The organism is Sorangium sp. So ce176, from assembly GCF_051519835.1.
Lineage (GTDB): Bacteria > Myxococcota_A > Polyangia > Polyangiales > Polyangiaceae > Sorangium > Sorangium cellulosum_G.
Window position 1 is genome coordinate 11508734 of the sequence record NZ_CP150371.1, and the last position, 19872, is coordinate 11528605.

General features: G+C 72.6%; 11 protein-coding genes. 7 read left to right on the plus strand and 4 right to left on the minus strand.

Annotation, left to right across the window (positions count from 1 at the left end; all coding sequences use genetic code 11):
• Nucleotides 1–6: 6 nt before the first annotated feature.
• Together WMF42_RS43455 and WMF42_RS43460 are read left to right on the plus strand one after the other, a co-directional pair.
• Nucleotides 7–702 (plus strand): hypothetical protein, encoded by a 696-nt coding sequence (locus WMF42_RS43455; protein WP_061606761.1) that lies wholly within the window; start codon nt 7–9, stop codon nt 700–702.
• A complete protein-coding gene (locus WMF42_RS43460; RefSeq protein WP_061606762.1) occupies nt 699–1070 on the plus strand; it encodes a response regulator in 372 nt (123 codons plus the stop codon). The genes WMF42_RS43455 and WMF42_RS43460 overlap by 4 nt, the downstream gene beginning before the upstream one ends.
• 9 nt (nt 1071–1079) lie before the next feature.
• On the opposite strand, the gene WMF42_RS43465 is transcribed toward WMF42_RS43460, so the two are convergent.
• Complete coding sequence (locus WMF42_RS43465; RefSeq protein WP_061606763.1) at nt 1080–2510, minus strand: helix-turn-helix domain-containing protein; 1431 nt, start codon at nt 2508–2510, stop codon at nt 1080–1082.
• A gap of 215 nt (nt 2511–2725) precedes the next feature.
• On the opposite strand from WMF42_RS43465, the gene aceB reads away from it, so the two are divergent.
• The 5 genes from aceB (at nt 2726) to WMF42_RS43490 (ending at nt 13306) form a co-directional block, all read left to right on the plus strand.
• Nucleotides 2726–4345: a malate synthase A gene (aceB, locus tag WMF42_RS43470; protein ID WP_437689108.1), complete on the plus strand. Its 1620-nt coding sequence runs from the start codon at nt 2726–2728 to the stop codon at nt 4343–4345.
• A gap of 75 nt (nt 4346–4420) precedes the next feature.
• Nucleotides 4421–5719 (plus strand): isocitrate lyase, encoded by a 1299-nt coding sequence (gene aceA / locus WMF42_RS43475; RefSeq protein ID WP_061606764.1) that lies wholly within the window; start codon nt 4421–4423, stop codon nt 5717–5719.
• 228 nt (nt 5720–5947) lie between these two features.
• Nucleotides 5948–8317 (plus strand): glutamine--tRNA ligase/YqeY domain fusion protein, encoded by a 2370-nt coding sequence (locus WMF42_RS43480; protein WP_437689110.1) that lies wholly within the window; start codon nt 5948–5950, stop codon nt 8315–8317.
• Nucleotides 8318–8577: 260 nt separating this feature from the next.
• Complete coding sequence (locus WMF42_RS43485; RefSeq protein ID WP_437689112.1) at nt 8578–9348, plus strand: hypothetical protein; 771 nt, start codon at nt 8578–8580, stop codon at nt 9346–9348.
• A 10-nt stretch (nt 9349–9358) separates the two neighbouring features.
• Nucleotides 9359–13306 carry a serine/threonine-protein kinase gene (locus WMF42_RS43490; RefSeq protein WP_437689113.1) on the plus strand — a complete coding sequence of 1316 codons (3948 nt, stop codon included), beginning with the start codon at nt 9359–9361 and terminating at the stop codon, nt 13304–13306.
• A gap of 31 nt (nt 13307–13337) precedes the next feature.
• Here WMF42_RS43490 and WMF42_RS43495 read toward each other — a convergent pair whose 3' ends face one another.
• The 3 genes from WMF42_RS43495 to WMF42_RS43505 form a co-directional block, all read right to left on the minus strand.
• Nucleotides 13338–14150, minus strand: a complete 813-nt coding sequence (locus WMF42_RS43495; protein ID WP_061606766.1) for a sugar phosphate nucleotidyltransferase — start codon at nt 14148–14150, stop codon at nt 13338–13340.
• A gap of 548 nt (nt 14151–14698) precedes the next feature.
• Nucleotides 14699–18886, minus strand: coding sequence for a serine/threonine-protein kinase (locus WMF42_RS43500; protein WP_437689115.1), 4188 nt, complete (start codon nt 18884–18886; stop codon nt 14699–14701).
• 130 nt (nt 18887–19016) lie between these two features.
• Nucleotides 19017–19868 (minus strand): hypothetical protein, encoded by an 852-nt coding sequence (locus tag WMF42_RS43505; protein WP_155798443.1) that lies wholly within the window; start codon nt 19866–19868, stop codon nt 19017–19019.
• Nucleotides 19869–19872: the final 4 nt, after the last annotated feature.

Below are 19872 nucleotides of genomic sequence, written 5' to 3' on the forward strand. Positions count from 1 at the left end.
TAACGAATGACGGAAAAGGTGCTGCCGGAGTCGGTGTACAAGCTGTTCGCTCGCACGGGCCACGATGTTCGTGGCCCCGCGGGCGTCGTGGCCGGGGCCCTCGACGAGCTCGAGCGCGCCCTCGGGGGCGAGGCGACGGCCCGGAACGCGGCGTTCTTCACGATGGCGCGGCGGGGCGTGCGCCGCCTGCTGCGCCTGGCCGACCGTTACACCGCCGCTTCCGAGCTGGCGCGGCAGCTCGACACCCCGGTGCACTCGCTCGACCTCGAGGCGCTCGTCCGCCAGGCCGTCTCGGAGGCGTCGTTCGTCTATGGACGGCGTCAGGTCTCGGTGGCGCTCGATCTCGCGCCGCTGCGCGGCTTCGCCCACCCGGCCTCGATGACCGCGGCGCTCGCGGACGCGCTCATGCTCGCCCTGCGCGCCGCCCGCGCGCGGGTCGCCGTGGAGCTCGCGGCGCACGGCGACAGGGCGCGCGTTGTGCTCACCAGCGACTCGGACACGGCCTCGGTGGAGGAGCTCTTCCAGGCCGCGCTCTCGCCGGACGCGGACCCGCTCGACGAGGGCGCGCTGCCCGTCCGGGTGATCGACGGCGTGCTGAGGGCGCACGGCGGCTCGGCGCGGGTCGAGCGCATGGGCGCGGAGACGCGCATCACCCTGGAGTGGCCGCTGAACGAGGCGGATCGCAAGGCAGGTGCTCGATGAGCGCGGATCTTCCCCTGGTGCTCGTGCTCGACGACGACGACGACACGGCGGCGCTGCTCGGCATGGCGCTCCGCCGCCGCGGCTTCCGCGTGGTGGTGGCGCGCTCGTGCGAGGAGGGGCGCGCCCGGCTGGCCGACAGCGCCGTCGACGCCCTGGTGACGGACGTGTCGCTCCCGGACGGCAGCGGCATCGAGCTCGTCGCGTCGACCGAGAACAAGCCGCGCGGCATCATCGTGGTGAGCGGCTTCGGGGGCGACGACGACCGCGAGAAGAGCCGGGCGGCCGGGGCCCACGCGCACCTGGTCAAGCCGGTCGACGTGGCGCGGCTCGTGTCCACGCTCAACGAGCTGCTCGGCCGGCCGGGCTGAGCGGCCGGCTCACTTGTCGACGGACGCGTAGAACGAGACGCCCCGCCGGTTCTCGTCGAGGCGCAGCGGGTGCTGCAGCGCCGGCAGCGCGCGCTGGGCGCAGTCGAGGCGCTCGCAGGTCCGGCACGTGACGCCGACCGGGACCGCCGCGCCGATGTTGTCGAGGTCGATGCCGTCGGCGTAGACGAGCTCGCGGGCGTAGCGCACGTCGCAGCCCATGCCGATCGACTGCACCGTGTGGGGGACGTGGTAGCCGCCGCGGTCGCTGCGCACGGTGCGCGCGATGCAGAAGTAGACGGCGCCGTCGGGCATCTGCGAGAGCTGGATCCGGATCATGCCGGGCGTCATCAGCGCGGCGTGCACGTTCCAGCGGGGGCACGCGCCGCTGAACCGCGCGAAGCGGATGCCCGAGCCGCTGAAGCGCTTCGAGATGTTGCCCGCGATGTCGATGCGGACCATGTGCATCGGCACCCCCTCGGCGCCGGGGCGGCGCAGCGTCGTCAGCCGGTGGCACACCTGCTCGAAGCTTGTGCCGAAGCGGTGCGCGAGCAGCTCGATGTCGTAGCGCTCGGCGCGCGCCGCCTCCAGGAACGGCTGGTACGGCATGAGGATCGCGGCGGCGAAGTAGTTGGCCAGCGCGACGCGGGCGAGCGCGCGGGACTCCGGGGTCGTGAGGTTCTCGTCGCGCAGGATGCGATCGATGGCCGCCGACTGCGTGAGCAGCCCGAGCTGGTGCGCGAGCTGGAACCGGCGGCTCCGGGGCGGCAGCACCTCGGAGATGCTGAGCACCCGCTTGTCCGGGTCGTAACGCCGCATCGCCTGGCGCTCGTCCGCGACCCGCACGATGCGCACCTCGATGCCGCGTGTCGCGTGGAGGTACCGGACGAGCCCGCGGTAGACGTCATCGCCGTCGAGCTCCGCCTCCCGCCAGAGCGCCTCGGCGCCCTCCTCTAGCTCCGAGAAGTAGTTCATCCGGCGCTGGATGAGGTCGCTCACCTCCTCCGACGGCAGGCGCGAGTTGTCCACCGCGACGAACCCGTCGCCCGCCAGCCGCTCCCCGAGCGTGGCCAGCGATTCGCGGGTGGTCGAATACGTGCGGTACAGCGTGAGCACCGCGCGCGCGACGTTCGGCGACGCCGCGACGAGCTCGCGCAGATCCGCGTTCGTCAGCCCGTGGCTCTCGAAGATGGGGTCGCCGAACACCTCGTGGAGGTCGGCTGTGAGCCGGACATCTTCTTCCGAGGCGAAGTTCTGGAGATCGAGCTGGAATATCTGGGCAATGCGAATGAGAAGCGGCGCGGTCAACGGACGGCGGTTGTTCTCTATCAAGTTCAGGTAGCTCGCCGAGACGCCGAGGCGCTCCGCCAGATCGACCTGGGTCATGTGCTCGCGGCGCCGGAGCGCGCGGACCTTGGCGCCGAGTAGAGGTGCATCGGCCATGAAAACCCTCCCGAACGTAGCTGAACTTACTTCGTTGCCGCGTGGATGGGCCAGCTCGCCACGCTAGAAATTTACAATAGTTTACACGTTGACCGGCTGTAAAGGTCTTTTGTCTACATCCTTATCCGCCTGCATTTCACAGCGAAGTTGACGCTGAAACCCCGTCGACAAACATAGCTACGTTGTAACGACGCGCAGCGTTGCAGGAGATGTGGATGAGCCAGAATCATGAGACCAACCTCAGGCTGCTCGCTCCCCGGGTTGCCGGTGACGCGTCTGTCCTCACGCCAGAGGCCCTTCGCTTCCTTGCGAGTCTGGGACGGAAGTTCGCTGACCGCGTGCCCGGCCTGCTCGCTCGCCGGCGCGAGGTGCAGGCGCGGCTCGACGCGGGCGATCGGTTCGATTTCCTCACCGAGACGCGGGATGTGCGCGAGGGGGACTGGAAGGTGGCGCCGCTGCCAGCCGATCTCCTCGACAGGCGGGTGGAGATCACCGGCCCTGTCGATCCCAAGATGATCATCAACGCGCTGAACTCCGGCGCGAGCGTGTTCATGGCGGACTTCGAGGACGCCACCTCGCCCACCTGGAAGAACCTCATCGAGGGGCAGGCGGCGCTGAGGCTCGCGGCGCGGCGCGAGCTCCGCCACGAAGACACGGCCACGGGCAAGCGATACGCCCTCGGCGACAGGCTGGCGACCCTGCTCGTGCGGCCGCGCGGCTGGCACCTCCCGGAGAAGCACGTCGAGCTCGACGGGAAGCCGCTGCCGGGCGGGCTCTTCGATTTCGGACTCTTCTTCTTCCACAACGCGCGTGAGCTCGTTCGCCGCGGCACCGGGCCGTACTTCTACCTCCCGAAGATGGAGAGTCACCTGGAGGCGCGGCTCTGGAACGACATCTTCCTCTTCGCCCAGGACGCGCTCGGCCTGCCCGCCGGCACGATCAAGGCGACCGTCCTCATCGAGACGCTGCCGGCGGCGTTCGAGATGGACGAGATCCTCCACGAGCTCCGGCAGCACTCGGCCGGGCTGAACTGCGGTCGCTGGGATTACATCTTCAGCTTCATCAAGAAGCTCCGGAACGACCCGGCTTGCGTGATGCCGGATCGCTCGCTGGTGACGATGGAGCAGCATTTCCTGCGCTCGTACACCCAGCTCCTCGTGAAGACGTGCCACCGCCGCGGCGTCCACGCAATGGGCGGCATGGCCGCGCAGATCCCGATCAAGAGCGACCCCGAGGCGAACCGCGCGGCGCTCGACAAGGTGCGCGCGGACAAGCTGCGCGAGGTCAAGGACGGACACGACGGCACCTGGGTCGCGCACCCGGGGCTCGTGCCGCTCGCGCGCGAGGTGTTCGACGCGCACATGCCCGGGCCGAACCAGATCGAGCGAAGGCGCGAGGACGTCCGCGTGACGGCGGCAGATCTGCTGCAGGTGCCGTCCGGGGCGCGCACGGAGGCCGGGCTCCGCCATAACATCCGGGTCGGCGTCCAGTACCTCGAGGCGTGGATCAGCGGCCTCGGCTGCGTCCCGCTCTACAACCTGATGGAGGACGCGGCCACCGCGGAGATCTCGCGCACGCAGGTCTGGCAATGGATTCGCCACGAGGCGACGCTGGACGACGGCAAGCCGCTCACCGTGGAGCGCTTCCGCGCGGCCGTCGACGGCGAGATGGCCGCGCTCCGCGGCGCGCTCGGCGAGGCGCGCTTCGACGGCGGCCGGTTCGCCGAGGCGCGCGAGCTGTTCGAGCGGCTGTCGATCGGAGACACCTTCGAGGAGTTCCTCACGCTGCCCGCGTACGAGCTCCTGATCACGCGCGCCGAGGAGCAGCGCGCGTGACGCTCGACTCACCTGCTTCGATGTCAACACAGCGGCCGCTGCCGCCCGTCAACCCAACACGCTAGGAGCACAGTCATGTCCGCTGCATTCCCGTTGAACACGCCCATATCCGCCGACTCTCTGCACGCAACGACGAGCGACGTCGCCCCCGGCCGATGGAGCGGGATCGTCCGCCCGTACTCCGAGGCCGACGTCGCGCGGCTCCGCGGGACCGTCCGGATCGATTACACGCTGGCGACGCTCGGGGCGAAGCGGCTCTGGAACCTGATGCACGGCGAGCCGTACGTGGCGGCGCTCGGCGCGCTCACCGGCAACCAGGCGATGCAGCAGGTGAGGGCGGGGCTCAAGGCGATCTACCTGAGCGGGTGGCAGGTGGCGGCCGACAACAACGAGGCGGGCACGATGTACCCCGACCAGAGCCTGTATCCGGCGAACAGCGTCCCGACGCTCGTGCGCCGCATCAACCAGGCGCTCCTCCGCGCCGACCAGATCGAGAACGCCGAGGGCAAGTCGGGGCGTTACTGGCTCGCCCCCATCATGGCCGACGCGGAGGCCGGCTTCGGCGGGCCGCTCAACGCGTTCGAGCTGATGAAGGCCATGATCGAGGCGGGCGCCGCGGGTGTGCACTTCGAGGACCAGCTCGCCTCCGAGAAGAAGTGCGGGCACATGGGCGGCAAGGTCCTCGTCCCGACCAGCCAGTTCATCCGCACCCTGGTGGCGGCCCGCCTCGCCAGCGACGTCATGGGCGTGCCGACGATCCTGGTCGCCCGCACCGACGCCGACAGCGCCAAGCTGATCACCTCCGACGTCGATCCGCGCGACAGGCCGTTCGTCACCGGCGAGCGCACGCCCGAGGGCTTCTACGTGCTGAAGGGCGGCCTCGAGGCGGCCATCGCGCGCGGGCTCGCGTACGCGCCGTACGCCGATCTCGTCTGGTGCGAGACGTCGACGCCGGACCTCGACCAGGCGAGGCGCTTCGCGGAGGGGATCCACAAGCAGTTCCCGGGCAAGATGCTCGCGTACAACTGCTCTCCGTCGTTCAACTGGAAGAAGCACCTCGACGACGCGACCATCGCGCGCTTCCAGCGCGAGCTCGGCGCCATGGGGTACAAGTTCCAGTTCGTCACCCTCGCCGGGTTCCACGCGCTGAACCACAGCATGTTCGAGCTCGCCCGGCAGTACCAGCGCCGCGGCATGTCGGCGTACTCCGAGCTCCAGCAGGCCGAGTTCGCCGGCGAGCAGTTCGGCTACAGCGCCACCCGTCATCAGCGCGAGGTCGGGACGGGCTACTTCGACGAGGTCGCCCAGGTGATCTCCGGCGGCGCGGCGTCCACGCTCGCCCTCCACGAGTCGACCGAGGCCGCCCAGTTCTGACCGCCCCCGCGGGGCGCGCCGGCCCTGCCCGCGCGCGCCCCGCGCCGCCGCGCCCGTCCACGCTTCGCAGAGCCCGCCCCCGCTGCGCTCCCTCGCTCCGCCCCGCGCGCGGCGCCCCGTCCCCGGGGGAGCGCGGCCCGCGCGCGCCCTCTCCACGGTGGTCCAGGGGGGGCCGTTCGAGTAGGCTCCGCTCGGGCGGCCGCGCCCGAGCCGAGGTGGAAAAGAGCTGTGACAACGCAGAGCCAGAGACCGAGCGACGCTGACAGCGGCGGCGCCGCGTCCAATTTCATCCGTAACATCATCTCCGAAGATCTCGCCGCAGGCAGACACAAGCGGGTCGTGACCCGGTTCCCGCCCGAGCCGAACGGGTATCTGCACATCGGACATGCGAAGTCCATCCTGCTGAATTTCGGGCTGGCGAGCGAGTTCGGGGGCGTATGCCACATGCGCTTCGACGACACGAACCCGGCCGCCGAGGACCTGGAGTACGTGGAGTCCATCCAGCGGGACGTGCGGTGGCTCGGCGGCGAGTGGGGCGACAAGCTCTTCTTCGCGTCGGACTACTTCGAGCGGCTGTACGCCTTCGCGGTGGAGCTCATCCAGAAGGGCAAGGCGTACGTGTGCAGCCTCAGCGAGGCGGAGACCCGCGAGCTCCGCGGCACCGTCACCGAGCCCGGGCGAGACAGCCCCTATCGGAGCAGGTCCGTCGAGGAGAACCTGGACCTCTTCGCCCGCATGAGAGCAGGGGAGTTCCCGGAGGGCGCGCACGTGCTCCGGGCCAAGATCGATATGGCCGCCCCCAACATGAAGATGCGCGATCCGCCGATCTACCGCATCAAGCGCGCGCGCCATTACCGGACGGGCGACGCCTGGTGCATCTACCCGCTCTACGACTTCGCGCACAGCCTCTCCGACGCGATCGAGGGGATCACCCACTCGATATGCACGCTGGAGTTCGAGAACAACCGGGAGCTCTACGACTGGATCATCGAGAGCCTGGACGTCCCGTCCCGCCCCCGCCAGTACGAGTTCGCGCGGCTCAACCTGAACTACACGGTGATGAGCAAGCGGAAGCTGCTCGGGCTCGTGAAGGGCGGGGTCGTGAGCGGCTGGGACGACCCGCGCATGCCCACCATCGCCGGCCTCCGGCGCCGCGGCGTGACGCCCGAGGCCATCCGCGCCTTCTGCGAGGAGATCGGCGTCGCCAAGACGAACAGCATGGTGGATATCGCGAAGTTCGAGTCGTGCGTCCGCGACGACCTGAACCTCCGCGCCCCGCGCGTCATGGCCGTGCTGCGCCCGCTCCGCGTCGTCCTCGAGAACTTCCCCGAGGGCAAGGTGGAGGAGATCGACGCGCCCTACTGGCCAGAGGACGTGCCGAGACAGGGCTCCCGCAAGGTGCCCCTCTCCCGGGTCGTCTACATCGAGCGCGACGACTTCCTCGAGGACCCTCCCAAGAAGTGGTTCCGGCTCGCGCCTGGGCAGCAGGTGCGGCTCCGCTACGCCGGGTTCATCACCTGCCGCGAGGTGGTGAGAGACCAGGCCACAGGGGAGGTGATCGAGCTCCGCTGCACCTACGATCCCCCCGCGAAGACGGGTGAAGCGCCCGAGGGTCGCAAGCCGAAGGGGACGCTGCACTGGGTGTCGGCAGCCCACGCCATCGCCGCCGAGGTCCGGCTCTACGACCGGCTCTTCGCTGTCGAGCGGCCCGACGCGGTCGAGGAAGGTAAGGACTTCCTGGAGAACCTGAATCCTGGTTCGCTGGTGACCCTGACCGGGTGCCGGGTGGAACCGAGCCTGTCCACCATCGAGAAGGGGAGCCACGTCCAGTTCGAGCGGCAGGGGTTCTTCTTCGTGGATCCGGTCGACTCGGCGCCCGGCGCGCCCGTCTTCAACCGCACGGTGGCGCTCAAGGACTCGTGGTCGAAGCTCGCCGCGGAGAAGCCCGCGCAGGCCGCGGCGCCCGCGCCGCGCGCGCCGGACAGCGCGGCGCAGCGGGCGCAGCCCGCGAAGCCGAAGGCCGAGCGCGCGCCCCTGGAGGAGCGGCTCGCGCGGCTCGAGCCGGCGCGGGCCGAGAAGGCCAGACACCTCATCGACGCGCGGGGGATCCCCGGCGACGACGCGGTCGTCCTGGCGGAAGACGACGGCCTGCTCCGGCTCTTCGAGGAGGCCGTCGCCGTCCACGATAACGCGCGGAGCGCCGCCAACTGGGTCATCCATTCGCTCTCGCGCGAGCTGAAGGACAAGAAGACAGGCGACCTGCCCTTCACAGGTGCGCAGCTCGGCGAGCTCCTGGCGCTGATTGATGACGGGACCATTTCCGGGAAGATAGCGAAAGACGTCCTGGCTGAGATGATGCAGCAGGGCGGTAGCCCGAAGGCTATCGTGGAACGCCGAGGGCTCCGGCAGGTCGCCGACGAGGGCGCCCTGGAGCGCATCGTCGACCAGGTCGTCGCCGCGCATCCCGGCGAGGTTTCCCGCTTCCGCGCGGGCAACGCGAAGCTGATCGGGTTCTTCGTCGGTCAGGTCATGAAGGCCTCCGGCGGCAAGGCGAACCCGGACCTGGTCAATGCGCTGCTGACCAGGAAGCTGGCGTAATTCTCCCACCCACACGCTGCTTCGCTTCCCCCCCGACTCGGGGTGCGCGCGAGTGCTGCGCTCTGCGGAGTCTCCCGCCCGGCACCTGACTACGTGATGCGTGTCACGGCAGTGTGCAGAAACATGTCCAGGAAAATGTCCATAAAGAAATTGAATTCAAGATCGGTATTGGTGTAGATCAGATTAGGACTATGGAATCTACACGCCAGTTCGCTCTCATCGTCTGCGTGGCTGTAGCGTCCTCGCAGGCCGCTTGTGTCGTGTCCGCCGAGCTCGAGGGTGATGATGACGTGGTGGCGGAGGTCCAGCAGGAGGTCGTGGTCCACAACGCGCTGACCCGCAACGCGCTGACCCGCAACGCGCTCACCCGGAATGCGCTGACCCGCAACGCCCTCACCCGCAACGCCCTCACCCGCAACGCCCTGATGGGCAACTCGTTCACGAGCGAGGCGCTCCGCGACCCCGAGTCGCGAGAGCTCCTCAGCTTCATCGTGAGCTGCGCGCTCCCCGAGGACGAGAGCTTCAAGGTGGAGGTGGGCGGCAAGTCGTACACGTTCACCGGCGAGCTCGGCCTCGCGCCCGAGTGGGGCACGCGCCAGGGCTCGTGTGGTGAGACGTGTCAGGAGTGGGTATCAGCCTGCCTGCTCGCCCGCGTGAATTACCGGGGCGAGCACGTCACCATCTCGATCCGCGGCCAGAACGAGGCGCTCTCGTCCACGAAGCGGGAGCGCGAGAGGTACGACGTGCCGGAGGCGACCTATTACGGCAATGTCTTCCTGGAGACGCAGCGCCGGTTCGCTTGCCTCGCGCCCGGGAAGAGGTCGATCCCGCGCGTCTGCGGGGACTCGCTCAACAACTGTGTGGTTGACGTCGTGGGCGATTGTAGAGACGTGTGCGATGGCCCGAGGGCCGACGGCAGCTTCCTGCACTGCAGCGACAGCGAGCCCCTGCTCGAGCTGCCGTGCGGGGGTCGCATCTTCCCGCCCCGGACCGATCGCTACAAGAGCTCGGTGACCGTCTTCCTCGAGTAAGCTCGAGCGGGTGGATTCCGGCGCCGTCCTCGCGAGCCGCTTCGTCGTCGAGCGGCAAGTTGCGGCCGGGGGGATGGGGACGGTCTACCGCGCGCACGACCGCCTCGACGACCGCCCCGTCGCCCTCAAGATCCTCCTGAGCCGCGAGGCCTTCGACGTCGAGCGGTTCGAGCGCGAGGCGCAGATCCTCGCCGAGCTCGGCCACCCGGGGATCGTCCGGTACGTCGCCCACGGGCGGACCGGCGCCGGGGACCACTACCTCGCGATGGAGTGGCTGGAGGGCGAGGACCTGGCGGCGTGCCTCGCGCGCCGGCAGCTCAAGATCGCCGAGAGCCTCGCGGTGCTGCGCAGGACCGCGGACGCGCTCGCGTTCGCGCACTCGCGAGGGATCATCCACCGCGACGTCAAGCCGAGCAACATCTTCCTCGTGGCCGGCGACGTCGGCCAGCTCAAGCTCGTCGACTTCGGGATCGCGCGCCCGGACGGGGAGTCGCGGCGGCTCACCTACACGGGCGGGATCCTCGGGACGCCTGGGTACATCGCGCCCGAGCAGATCGAGAGCGGGAGCGCCCTCGACGCGCGGGCGGACGTGTTCTCGCTGGCGTGCGTCTTCTACGAGTGCATCGCGGGCCGCCCGGCCTTCGAGGGGGCGCACGTCATGGCCGCGCTCGCCAAGCTCCTGTTCCAGCAGACGCCCCGGCTGCGCGACGTCCGCGCGGACGTGCCGGAGCCGCTGGAGCTGCTCGTCGACCGGATGATGGCGAAGAACCCCGAGGACCGGCCGCGCGACGGCGGCGACGTCGGGGCGCAGCTCGCGCAGATGGCCGAGGCGCTCGACGCCTGGGCGACGCCGCGGCCCACGACGCTGGCGTCGCAGCGCGACGAGACGATGCGGTCGGCGCGGCCGCCGGGCTTCCTCACGCGCAGCGAGCAGCGGCTCGTGTCGCTCGTGCTCGCCGGCGAGCCGGACGACGTCGAGATGAGCGTGGCGGCGGCCGGCGGGGTGCCGAGCGCGTCGGACGTGTCGAGCGTGCTGCAGGAGCTCTCGAACGAGGGCCCGGGGTCCGCGGTGCCGCGCTCGGAGGTGCGGGCCGCTGTGGAGCCCTACGGCGCGCACATCACGGAGATCTCGCGCGGGTCGCTCATCGCGATCCTCGCCGGCGCCGGGAGCGCCGTGGACCGGGCCGAGCGGGCGGCGCGGTGCGCGCTCGCGCTGCGCGCGCGGTTCCCGGGCATCCCGCTCGCCGTCGCGACGGGGCGCGGGGTGTCGTCGGCGAAGCTCATCGAGGGCGACGTGATCGACAGGGGGGTGCGCGCGCTCAGGGCCGCGCAGGCCGGCGTGGTCCGGCTCGACGACGTGACCGCCAGCGTCGTCGGCGGCCGGCTCAAGATCGACACGGACGAGAACGGGCCGTTCCTCGCCAGCGAGACGGCGGCCGACGAGAGCACCCCGGTCCTGCTCGGCAAGCCGAGCCTGTGGGTCGGGCGCAGCCGCGAGCTCTCCATGCTGGAGGGCGTTTTCGCGGGGTGCGTGAGCGAGTCGCTGGCGAGCGCGGTGCTCGTGATCGGCCCGGCGGGGGCAGGGAAGTCGCGGCTCCGGCTGGAGTTCCTGACCCGGGTGCGGCGCCAGTTCGGGGCGGTGGAGATCCTCTCCGGCAGGGCCGAGTCGGTGGCCGCGGGGTCGCCGTTCGGGCTCATCGCCGACGCGCTCTACAAGGCGGCGGGGATGCGCGAGGGCGAGCCGATCGAGGTGCGGCGGCGCAAGCTGAAGCGCCGGCTGGGGCGCCACCTGAGCGGCGACGCCCTGAGCCGGATCGCGGCCTTCCTGGGCGAGCTGTCGCGGACGCCGTTCCCCGACGGCGAGACGAGCGGGCTGCGCGCGGCGCGCGAGAACGCGATGCTCATGGCCGACGCGACGCGCGCCGCGTGGGAGGACTGGCTCGCGGCCGAGTGCGCGGCGCAGCCGGTGCTGCTCGTGCTCGAGGACCTGCAGTGGGGCGACCCCGCGACCGTGCGCCTCATCGATCAGACGCTCAGGAACCTCAGGGACCTGCCGCTGATGCTGCTCGCGCTGGCCCGGCCCGAGGTGAGCAGGCAGTTCCCCGGGCTCTGGACCGACCGCGAGGTGCAGACGATCAAGCTCGGGCCGCTGCCCGCGAAGGCGAGCGAGCGGATGGTGCGGAGCGCGCTCGGCGAGGACACGCCCGCCGAGACGGTGGCGCGGGTCGTGGACCGGGCCGACGGCAACCCGTTCTACTTGGAAGAGCTGATCCGCGCGGTCGCGGACGGCAAGGGGCACGTGCTGCCCGACTCGGTGCTGGGCACTGTCGAGGCGCGGCTCGACGCCGAGGGGCACGAGGCGAAGCGCGTGCTGCGGGCGGCGAGCATCTTCGGCGACCGCTTCTCGAAGCTCGCGGTGGCGGCGCTCCTCGGCGGCGCGACGCGGGTGAGGGAGACCGAGACCTGGCTCGACGCGCTCGCGGCGCGGGAGCTCATCGCGCCGGCGTCGACGCCGGGGTGGCTCATCCCGACGGACTACGTGTTCCGCCACGCGATCGTGCGCGAGGCCGCGTACGCGATGCTGACCGAGGAGGACCGCACGCTCGGCCACAAGCTGGCCGGGGAGTGGCTCGAGCGCAGCGGGCACACCGACGCGATGGCGCTCGCGGAGCATTTCCGGCTCGGGGGCGAGCCCGCGCGCGCGGTGCGGTGGTACCGCCGGGCCGCCGAGCAGGCCATCGAGGCGAACGACCTGGCGAGCGCGCTCGCGCGCGCCGAGGTGGGGATCGCGTGCGGGGCGACGGACGAGGAGCTCGGGCGCCTCAGGCTGGTGGAGGCCGAGGTGAGCCTGTGGCAGCAGGAGACGGCGCTCGCGGCGCAGCGCGGCACCGAGGCGGCGAGCCTCGTGCGGCCCGGCAGCCCGTCGTGGTTCCGCGCCATCGGGCAGGTGGTCATGGCGGAGGGGAAGCTCGGTCATTTCGATCGCGTCGAGGCGTGGGCAGCGCGGGCGGCCGAGGCGGTGGGCGCGCTCAGCGCCCGGGTGATGTGCCTGTGCGAGGGCGCGACGTACCTGATCTTCGGCGGCCGCTACGCGGCGGCCGACAAGCTGATCCGGATGCTCGACGCTGTCGCGGGCGAGAAGGCGGGGCTCGAGCCGCAGGCGGCGGGGCTCTACCAGCAGGTGCGCGCGATCCGGGCGCAGACGAGGGGCGACATCGGGGCGGCGCTGAGCGGGCTCACGGCGGCGCTCCCGGCGTTCGAGCAGGCCGGCGACCGCCGGAACGCCTGCTCGGTGCGCGCGAACCTGGGCTTCCTGTACGGCGAGCTCGGCGACTTCGAGGTGGCCGAGTCGGCGCTCCGGACGGCGCTCGCGGCGGCGCAGCGGATGGGCCTCGACGACGTGGAGACGGCCGCGCTCCAGAACCTCGGCTACGTCATCGCCCACCTGGGGCAGCTCGAGGAGGCGAAGCAGCTCGAGCAGCGCGCCGCCGCCGCGTTCCACCAGCAGGGCGACCGGCGGATGGAGGGGGTGGCGCTGATGTACCTCGCGCAGATCCTGCTGCGCTCGGGCGATCCGGCGGGCGCGGAGCGCGAGGCGCGCGCCGCGGTCGAGGCGCTGAAGGTGGCGCCGCCGCTCCGCGCCGCCGCTGTCGCGGTGCTCTCGCGCGCGCTGCTCGCGCAGGGCCGCGGGGAGGAGGCGCTGCCGGCCGCGCGCGAGGCGTTCGCGCAGCTCGAGGAGGCGGGCTCGCTGGAGGAGGGGGAATCGCTGGTGCGGCTCGCCTACGCCGAGGCGCTCGCGGCCGCGGGGGCCGCGCGCGAGGCGGCCGAGGCGCTCGCCGCCGCGCGCGAGCAGCTGCTCAGCCGCGCGGCGAAGATCAGCGACCCGACCTTCCGCGAGCGGTTCCTGACGTGCGTGCCCGACAACGCGAGGACGCTGGCGCTCGCCGCCACCGGGTGACCCTCCGTGGATGTGCGCCGCCGGGTGAGCCTCAGCGGGCGTCGCCCTCGGCCGCGAACAGCGGCGCGCCGGGGGGCTCGCTCCGCGCCCCGTCGACGGCGACCTGCGCGGCCGGCGGGCGCGCCCCGGCGCCGAGGAGGCGCATGGCCTCGCGGTAGCCGTCGAGGGTCCCGACGTCGGCGTACGCGGTCCCGGCGCGGACGCCGAGCGCCACGCCGCCGCGGCCGATGTACTCGTTGACGAGGGGGCCGATGTGCTCGTCGCGCCGGCCCCGTGCGCGCCAGAGCTCGTGGAGCTCCTGGAGTGCCGCGCCGGTCAGCTTGAAGGCGCCCCAGGTCCAGCGCGACGCGGGGTCGCGGTGCCTCACCTGGATCTCGAGGACGCGCCCGTCGTCGTCGGTGACCACGGCGTCGAGGAGCTCCGGGCGGTCGACAGGGAACAGGAGGAAGGAGAGGGCCCGCGACCGGAGCGCCGAGAGCCCGTCCTCGGGGAACCAGATCGTGTCCGGCAGGCCGACGAACACGAGATCCTCCGGCGGGATGAGCGGCAGCGCGCGGAAGATGGCGTCGCAGAGGCCGGCGGGCCTCGGCTGGACGACGTACGACAGGCTCGCTTGCCCGGCGGTGGCCCCGTAGTAGTCGAGGACGTCCGAGCTGCCCGACGAGACGACGAAGCAGATCCTTGTCGCGCCGGCGAGCAGCACGCGCTCGACGAGGTGCTCGCTCAGCGCGCGAGGCCGCGCGACGCCCCGCTCGAGGCGGCTGCCGACCGGCAGCAGCTCTCTCGAGAAGGCGGGCGGCCGAGCGCCGCTCTCCCGCCCGACGGCCGGGATGACCCCCCACACCGCGGTCTTTCTCCCACTCACGTCGATTTCGTCAATGGTTCTCGTCACTTCTATAAACCCTCGCGTTCTCGGAGCGCCGCTCGCCGGCGTCAAGCCGGCCGTGATCGATTGAGTGGCGTCCCCTGCTCTCTTGCTCGCCTGAATGCTCGTGTGAATTGGAGTCCAACATCGTGCTTGCGATCGTGCGGATCAAGTCGAGCCCATGGGCCCATATGTCAAGCCGACCCCGGATTTCTGGCTGTCAAGACATGCCGAGAGCTCGTGTTGTCAAGCGCGCGGAAGGCTTGTCTTCGAGGTCAAAATATTGCCCAGGCCAACGCAAAAATGATTCGAGCGGTGCCTTCATGTCCGTGGACTGACATTCTCGAAGCGCGCATCACGGACACGCATGCATGCACGGAGCAGGGCTGTACGGGGACCGCCGTAGAGAAGATCAGGCTCGGACGTAGCGACGCGGCGTTCCGAGGGGCGGTGTCAGCGTTCTGTCAGGAGGAGATCACGACGTCGCCGCGGGCGGGGGGATGTCGCACCTCCGCGCCTGTCCGCGCCTACGAGGGGAGCGTCGCCGGATCCAGGGCCGGCTCGCCGGCGTCGCGCGCCGCGATCGCGGCGGCGTGGCGGCGCAGCCGGTCGCCCATGACGTTCGGGATGCGCTCGGCGGCGCGCAGCGCGGCCGAGAGCGCGGCGCGCGCGGCGGCGAGCCGGCCGCGGCGCAGGGCGGTCACCGCGCGGATCTCGAGCACCTCGATGTGCTCTTGGCCGACGGAGCTCTGCGCCGAGCGGTCCACGAGGGCGTCCCACGCGCCGTCGCTCCCGTCGCCGCTGTCGCCCGTCGCCAGGCCGATCATGGCGCAGAGCACCTCCTCGGAGGGGACCATCAGCGCGTCGGCGCGGCCCTCGGCGCGCGCCTGGTCCTGCGTCGCGCGCATCCGCTCGAACAGCGCGCGGGCCTCGTCCTCCTCGCCGCAGTAGAAGAGGAACCGGGCCTTGAGGAGCAGGGCGACGGGCCGGCACGCCCCGCAGAACCGGCGCTGCTCGATCTCGAGCGCGCGCTCGATGTGCGGCTCCGCCGCCGCGAGGTCGTCCATGAGGTAGAGGTACTCGCCGAGGTTGTACTCGCCGACGCGCTCCAGCCCGCTCTGGCCGAGCTCGCGCGCGAGCGACAGCACCCGCTCGAGGTCGGCGATCATCCGCGCCTTGTCGCCGCGGCACGCCCAGAGGAGCGCGCGGTTGTTGGTCACCGAGCCGAGGTGGAGCGTGTCGCGGTGCGCCTCGCAGAGCGCGATCGCCCGGCCGAGCGCGTCCTCGGCGTCGTCGAGCCGGCCGAGCCCCTGGAGGACGAAGCCGAGCATGAGCAGCGAGATGACGAGCGTCTCGTAGCCGTCGCCGCCCAGCGAGGCGGCCGCGGCCGCGGCGCGCTCGAGCGCGGCGGCCGCCTCCTCCTCCCGGCTGAAGCGGTGGAGCGAGCGCCCGACGCCGAGCGAGAGGCGCGCGGCGAGCGCCGGCGACAGCGCGATGCCGGCGGCGAGCGCGCGTGCCTCCTCGACGCGCTCCTCGGAGCTCTTGAACTCGTCCATCCAGTCGAGCGCCGTCGCCTCGTCGAGGAGGATGTCGATCTGCGCCGGGACGTCGCCCCGCGCGCGCGCGATCGCCCGCGCGCTGGCGAAATCGGCGAGCGCGTCGTGGTAGCGGCCCAGGCGGTAGCGCATGAGGCCGCGGCCCCGGTGCGCGGCGGCGCGATCGGGGCGCGCGCGCGGCGGGCTCGAGGGGGCGTCGTCGCGCGATGGAAGCGGCGGGCTCGAGGGGGCGCTCGCGCCCTGCGCCGCCGGATCGCTCGGCTGCTCCAGCGCGCGGCTGTAGAACGTCTCCGCGTCGAGGTAGGCGTGCCGGGCGCGCGCGCGCTCGGCCAGGGTGAGGTAGGCGGCCTCGGCGACCCCGGCGAGGCCCGCGCGCGCGGCGTGGTACGCGAACGGGAGCAGGCGCGCGTCCCTGTCGTGGGGCGCGGCGCGCTCGCCGCCCTCGCCGCCCTCGTCGCCGGCCGCGTCGCGGTGCAGCTTGAAGGCCGCCAGGTGCACGCGCCGGCGGAGCGGCTCGGGCGCGCCGCGGGCCACGGCCTCGCGGACCAGCGCGTGCCGGAAGCCGATGCGGCCCCGCCGATCCTGGACGAGCAGGCCCGCGGCGAGCAGGCGCTTCACGGCGACGGCGGCGTCGAGCGGGAGGTCGCCGGCCTCGCCGTGCTCGTCGAGCCGCTGGAGCACGCCGGCCACCTCGGCGACGGTGACGTCGGGGCCGAGGAGCGCGACGAGGCGCGCGTGCGCCTGGAGCGCGGGCGGGAGCGCGTCGATCTCGCCGAGCGCGAGCCAGTCGAGGAGCGGCATGCCGGGGAGGCGATCGAGCTCGTCCGTGGCGAGGTACCAGGCGTCGCCGCGCGGGTGCCGGCGCACGATGCCCTCGCGCTTGAGGCCGCGCACGAGCTCGACGAGCAGGAGCGGGACGCCCTGCGTGCGCTCGACCAGGTGCGTGAGCGCGGGCTCGGGCACGTCCTCGGCGGGCAGGAGCAGCCGCCGGCAGAGGGCGATCGCGCTCTCGCGGTCGAGCGCCTCGAGGCGGTGCGTCTCGCGGCGCGCGGCGCGGTCGCCGAAGGAGGGGCGCGCGCGCTCGAAGGTCGGCCGCGCGAGGGCGCAGATGAAGAGCGGGCTCCGCGCCTCGGCGAGCGCCGCGTACTCGAGCGCGGCGAGCGCCGCGTCGTCCGCCTCGTGCGCGTCGTCGAGCACAACGAAGAGCGGCGTGCGGTGCGACCGCCGGCGCAGCGCCTCGCCGGCGGCGACGGCGAGCGCGGCGCGCAGCGCGCCGGGCGCCGCGGAGAGCGCGCGGAGCTCCGGGTAGCGCTCCTCGGCGGGCGCGCCGTCGCTGATCCAGCCGAGCGCGAGCGCCACGGCGCCCCCGAGCCGCGCGTGCTGCGCGGCGCCGAGGCGGCGGCGGAGGAGCTCGCCGCCGCCGTCCGCCGGCGGCGACGACGGCAGGCCGAGCGCCTGCTGGAGGATCTCCCGGACGACGCGGTCGGCGCCGCCGGCGACCGGCTCGCCGGTCCGGAGCTCGATCACCCCGGCGCGGCGGTCGAGCGCGCGCAGCCGCTGCACGAGCGCGCCGGCGAGGCGGCTCTTGCCCTGGCCGGCCGCGCCGATGACGCTGGCGATGGTGGGCATCGAGGCGGTCACGGCCTGGCGCGCGCCCGCGACCAGCGCGTCGAGGACGTCGCTCCGGCCGACGAACGGCTGGGAGCTCGCGTCGACCGCTGTGTCGGCGTCGATCTGGGCGGAGGCCGGCCCGGCCTGGACCGAGGCCGGCCCGGGCGGCAGGCTGTCGCCCGCGGGCAGCGAGGCGCCGTCGCCCAGCGCCGCGGCGGCGGCCGGCGACAGGGCGATCCCCGCGGCGCCTGCGCGGGCGAAGCGGTCGTCGCGGTGGAAGAGCGGGCTCAGGAACCGCCGCGCGCCGTCGGGCCGCGTCTGCACCGACACGGTCGCGAGGTCGAGCAACCCGCGCGAGAGGACGCGCTGCTGCTCGAGCTCGCGGGCGGCGTGCATCGCGCGGCGCAGCGGGCTCGCGCCGTCCTCGTGGTCGAAGACGGCGACGGCGCGGCTGCCCGCGGCGTGCGCGAGCTGGCCGCCCAGCGCGCTGAGCCGCCGCTGGAGGGCCACGACGTCGAGCGCGGCCTCGAAGAAGAGGAGCGCGACGGCGCGCCGGCCGACGCTGCGGCCGCACGTCGGCGGCGGCTCCGTGGCGGCGCGGCTTGGCCGCGAGGGGCGGCGCTCCTGGGCGCGCTCGAAGGCCTCCAGGGCGGCGCAGAGCGCGGCGGCGCTCTCGAAGCGCTCGCCCGGGTCCTTGGCGAGGCACCGGAGCACGAGCTCCTCGAGCGAGCGCGCGATCGGCGCCATCGACGAGGGGCGCGGCGGGCGGCGGCTCAGGTGGTCCTGCCGCACCACGGCGGCGGGGCCCCAGAACGGCGGCTTGCCGGTGAGCAGCTCGAACAGCACGACGCCGAGCGCGTAGACGTCCGCGCGCGCGTCGACGTCGCCGCGGCCGTCGCACTGCTCGGGCGCCATGTACTCGGCGGTGCCGGGCGCGTCGAGCTCGGCGGTGAGCTCGATCTGCCCGTCGCGGCGCCCTGCCGCGAGGCCGAGATCGATGATGGTGGCGCGATGCCCGCCGCGCTCGTCGCCGTCCCGGGCCAGCGCGCCGGAGACGAAGATGTTCTCCGGCTTGACGTCGCGGTGCACGTAGCCGCGCGCGTGGATCTCGTCGAGGGCCCGGAGCGCGGCGCGCGCGAGGGCGCACGCCTCGCGCGGCGGCACGGGGCAGGTGACGCCTGGCGCGATCAGGCGGTCGGCTAGCGTCGGGGCGTCGAGGTACTCCATCACGAAGTACGGCAGGCCGGAGGCGAGCTGGCCGCACGTGTAGACGGCGGGCACGTGGGGCGGCCCGATGTCGTGGAGGGCCCGCATCTCCTCGAGGAGGCGCACGCGCGCGTCCGCCCGATCGGCGCGCGCGACCTTGATCGCCACGGTCCGTCCGCCGCCCTCTGGCTCGGCCGCGAACACGGCCCCGAACCCGCCCACGCCGGCGAGCCGGGCGACGCGGTAGCCCGCGACGCTGGGGAACGCTGTCGCGCCGAGCCAGCCGGCGCCTGTGTCGTCCGCGCCGCCCGGCGCGCGGCGCTCCGGGCCGGCCTGCCGCATGACGGGGCCGTGCTGCGGGCACCCTGGATCCGCGTGCGCGACCCGCCGGCCGCACTCCCTGCACCGCGCGGGGGGCGCCCCGGCGCGCGCCGCGCTTGCGCCTCGATGAGGATCGGGCAGCATCGGCGCCTCAGGGCAGGAACGTCGTGATCACGGCGGACGACGGCTCGCCGCGATCATCGGTGCAGGCGGGGTGATGGCCGCCGGAGGTGCTCCGCCCGTCGCACGCGAGATCGCATGGGCCCACGATGTGGATGTTGGGGCACTCCCGGGCGGCCCCGGCGGAGTCGAGGCGCCCTGCCGCGCAGTCCCTGCCGAGCGCGCGAGAGTTCGCCACATTGGCCTCTTTGTAGCAGGCATAGAGTCGGGGGGGGCTCGTGAACAGGTTGCCCCAGAACGCGCCCTCCTCCCGGGGAAAGGACTCGACCTCGCTCCTGTCCGGGTACCTGAGGGCCGGGTGCGTCGCGCGCGACGAGATCATCACCGACACGCCGGCCCGGTTGGCCCGCGACGCCACGCAGGCCGAGACCCAGAGCCTCCGCGACGGGCTCAGCGGCTCGTCGATCCAGCTCGCGGCGAGCCCGAGGTGCCCCCGGTAGCGCTCCTCGTGCAGCTCGCCGAGCTCGTCGCGCCACGAGAAGTGGAACGACTGCGTTGAGCTCAGCGCGCAGCTCACGATGTATTGAAGGAGCTGCCTCGAGATCGCGCCGAGCTCGCCGGGCTCGGTGATGGCGCCGAGGGCGCTCTCCGAGAGGCTGCTCTCCTGGAGCCTGCTCGGGGCCAGGGCGTTGGGGTTGAGGGCGTTGGGGTTGAGGGCGTTGGGGTTGAGGGCGTTGGGGTTGAGGGCGTTGTGATTCAGGAGCGCACTTGAGGTCGCCTCGACCGACCCCCACTCCGTCGGAAATCCGTCGCCGCCACCGCAGCAGGGCAATGTAACGAACAGAAACGTCCGCAGGTAACGCGCGTGGACTCGCCCCTTCATCTGT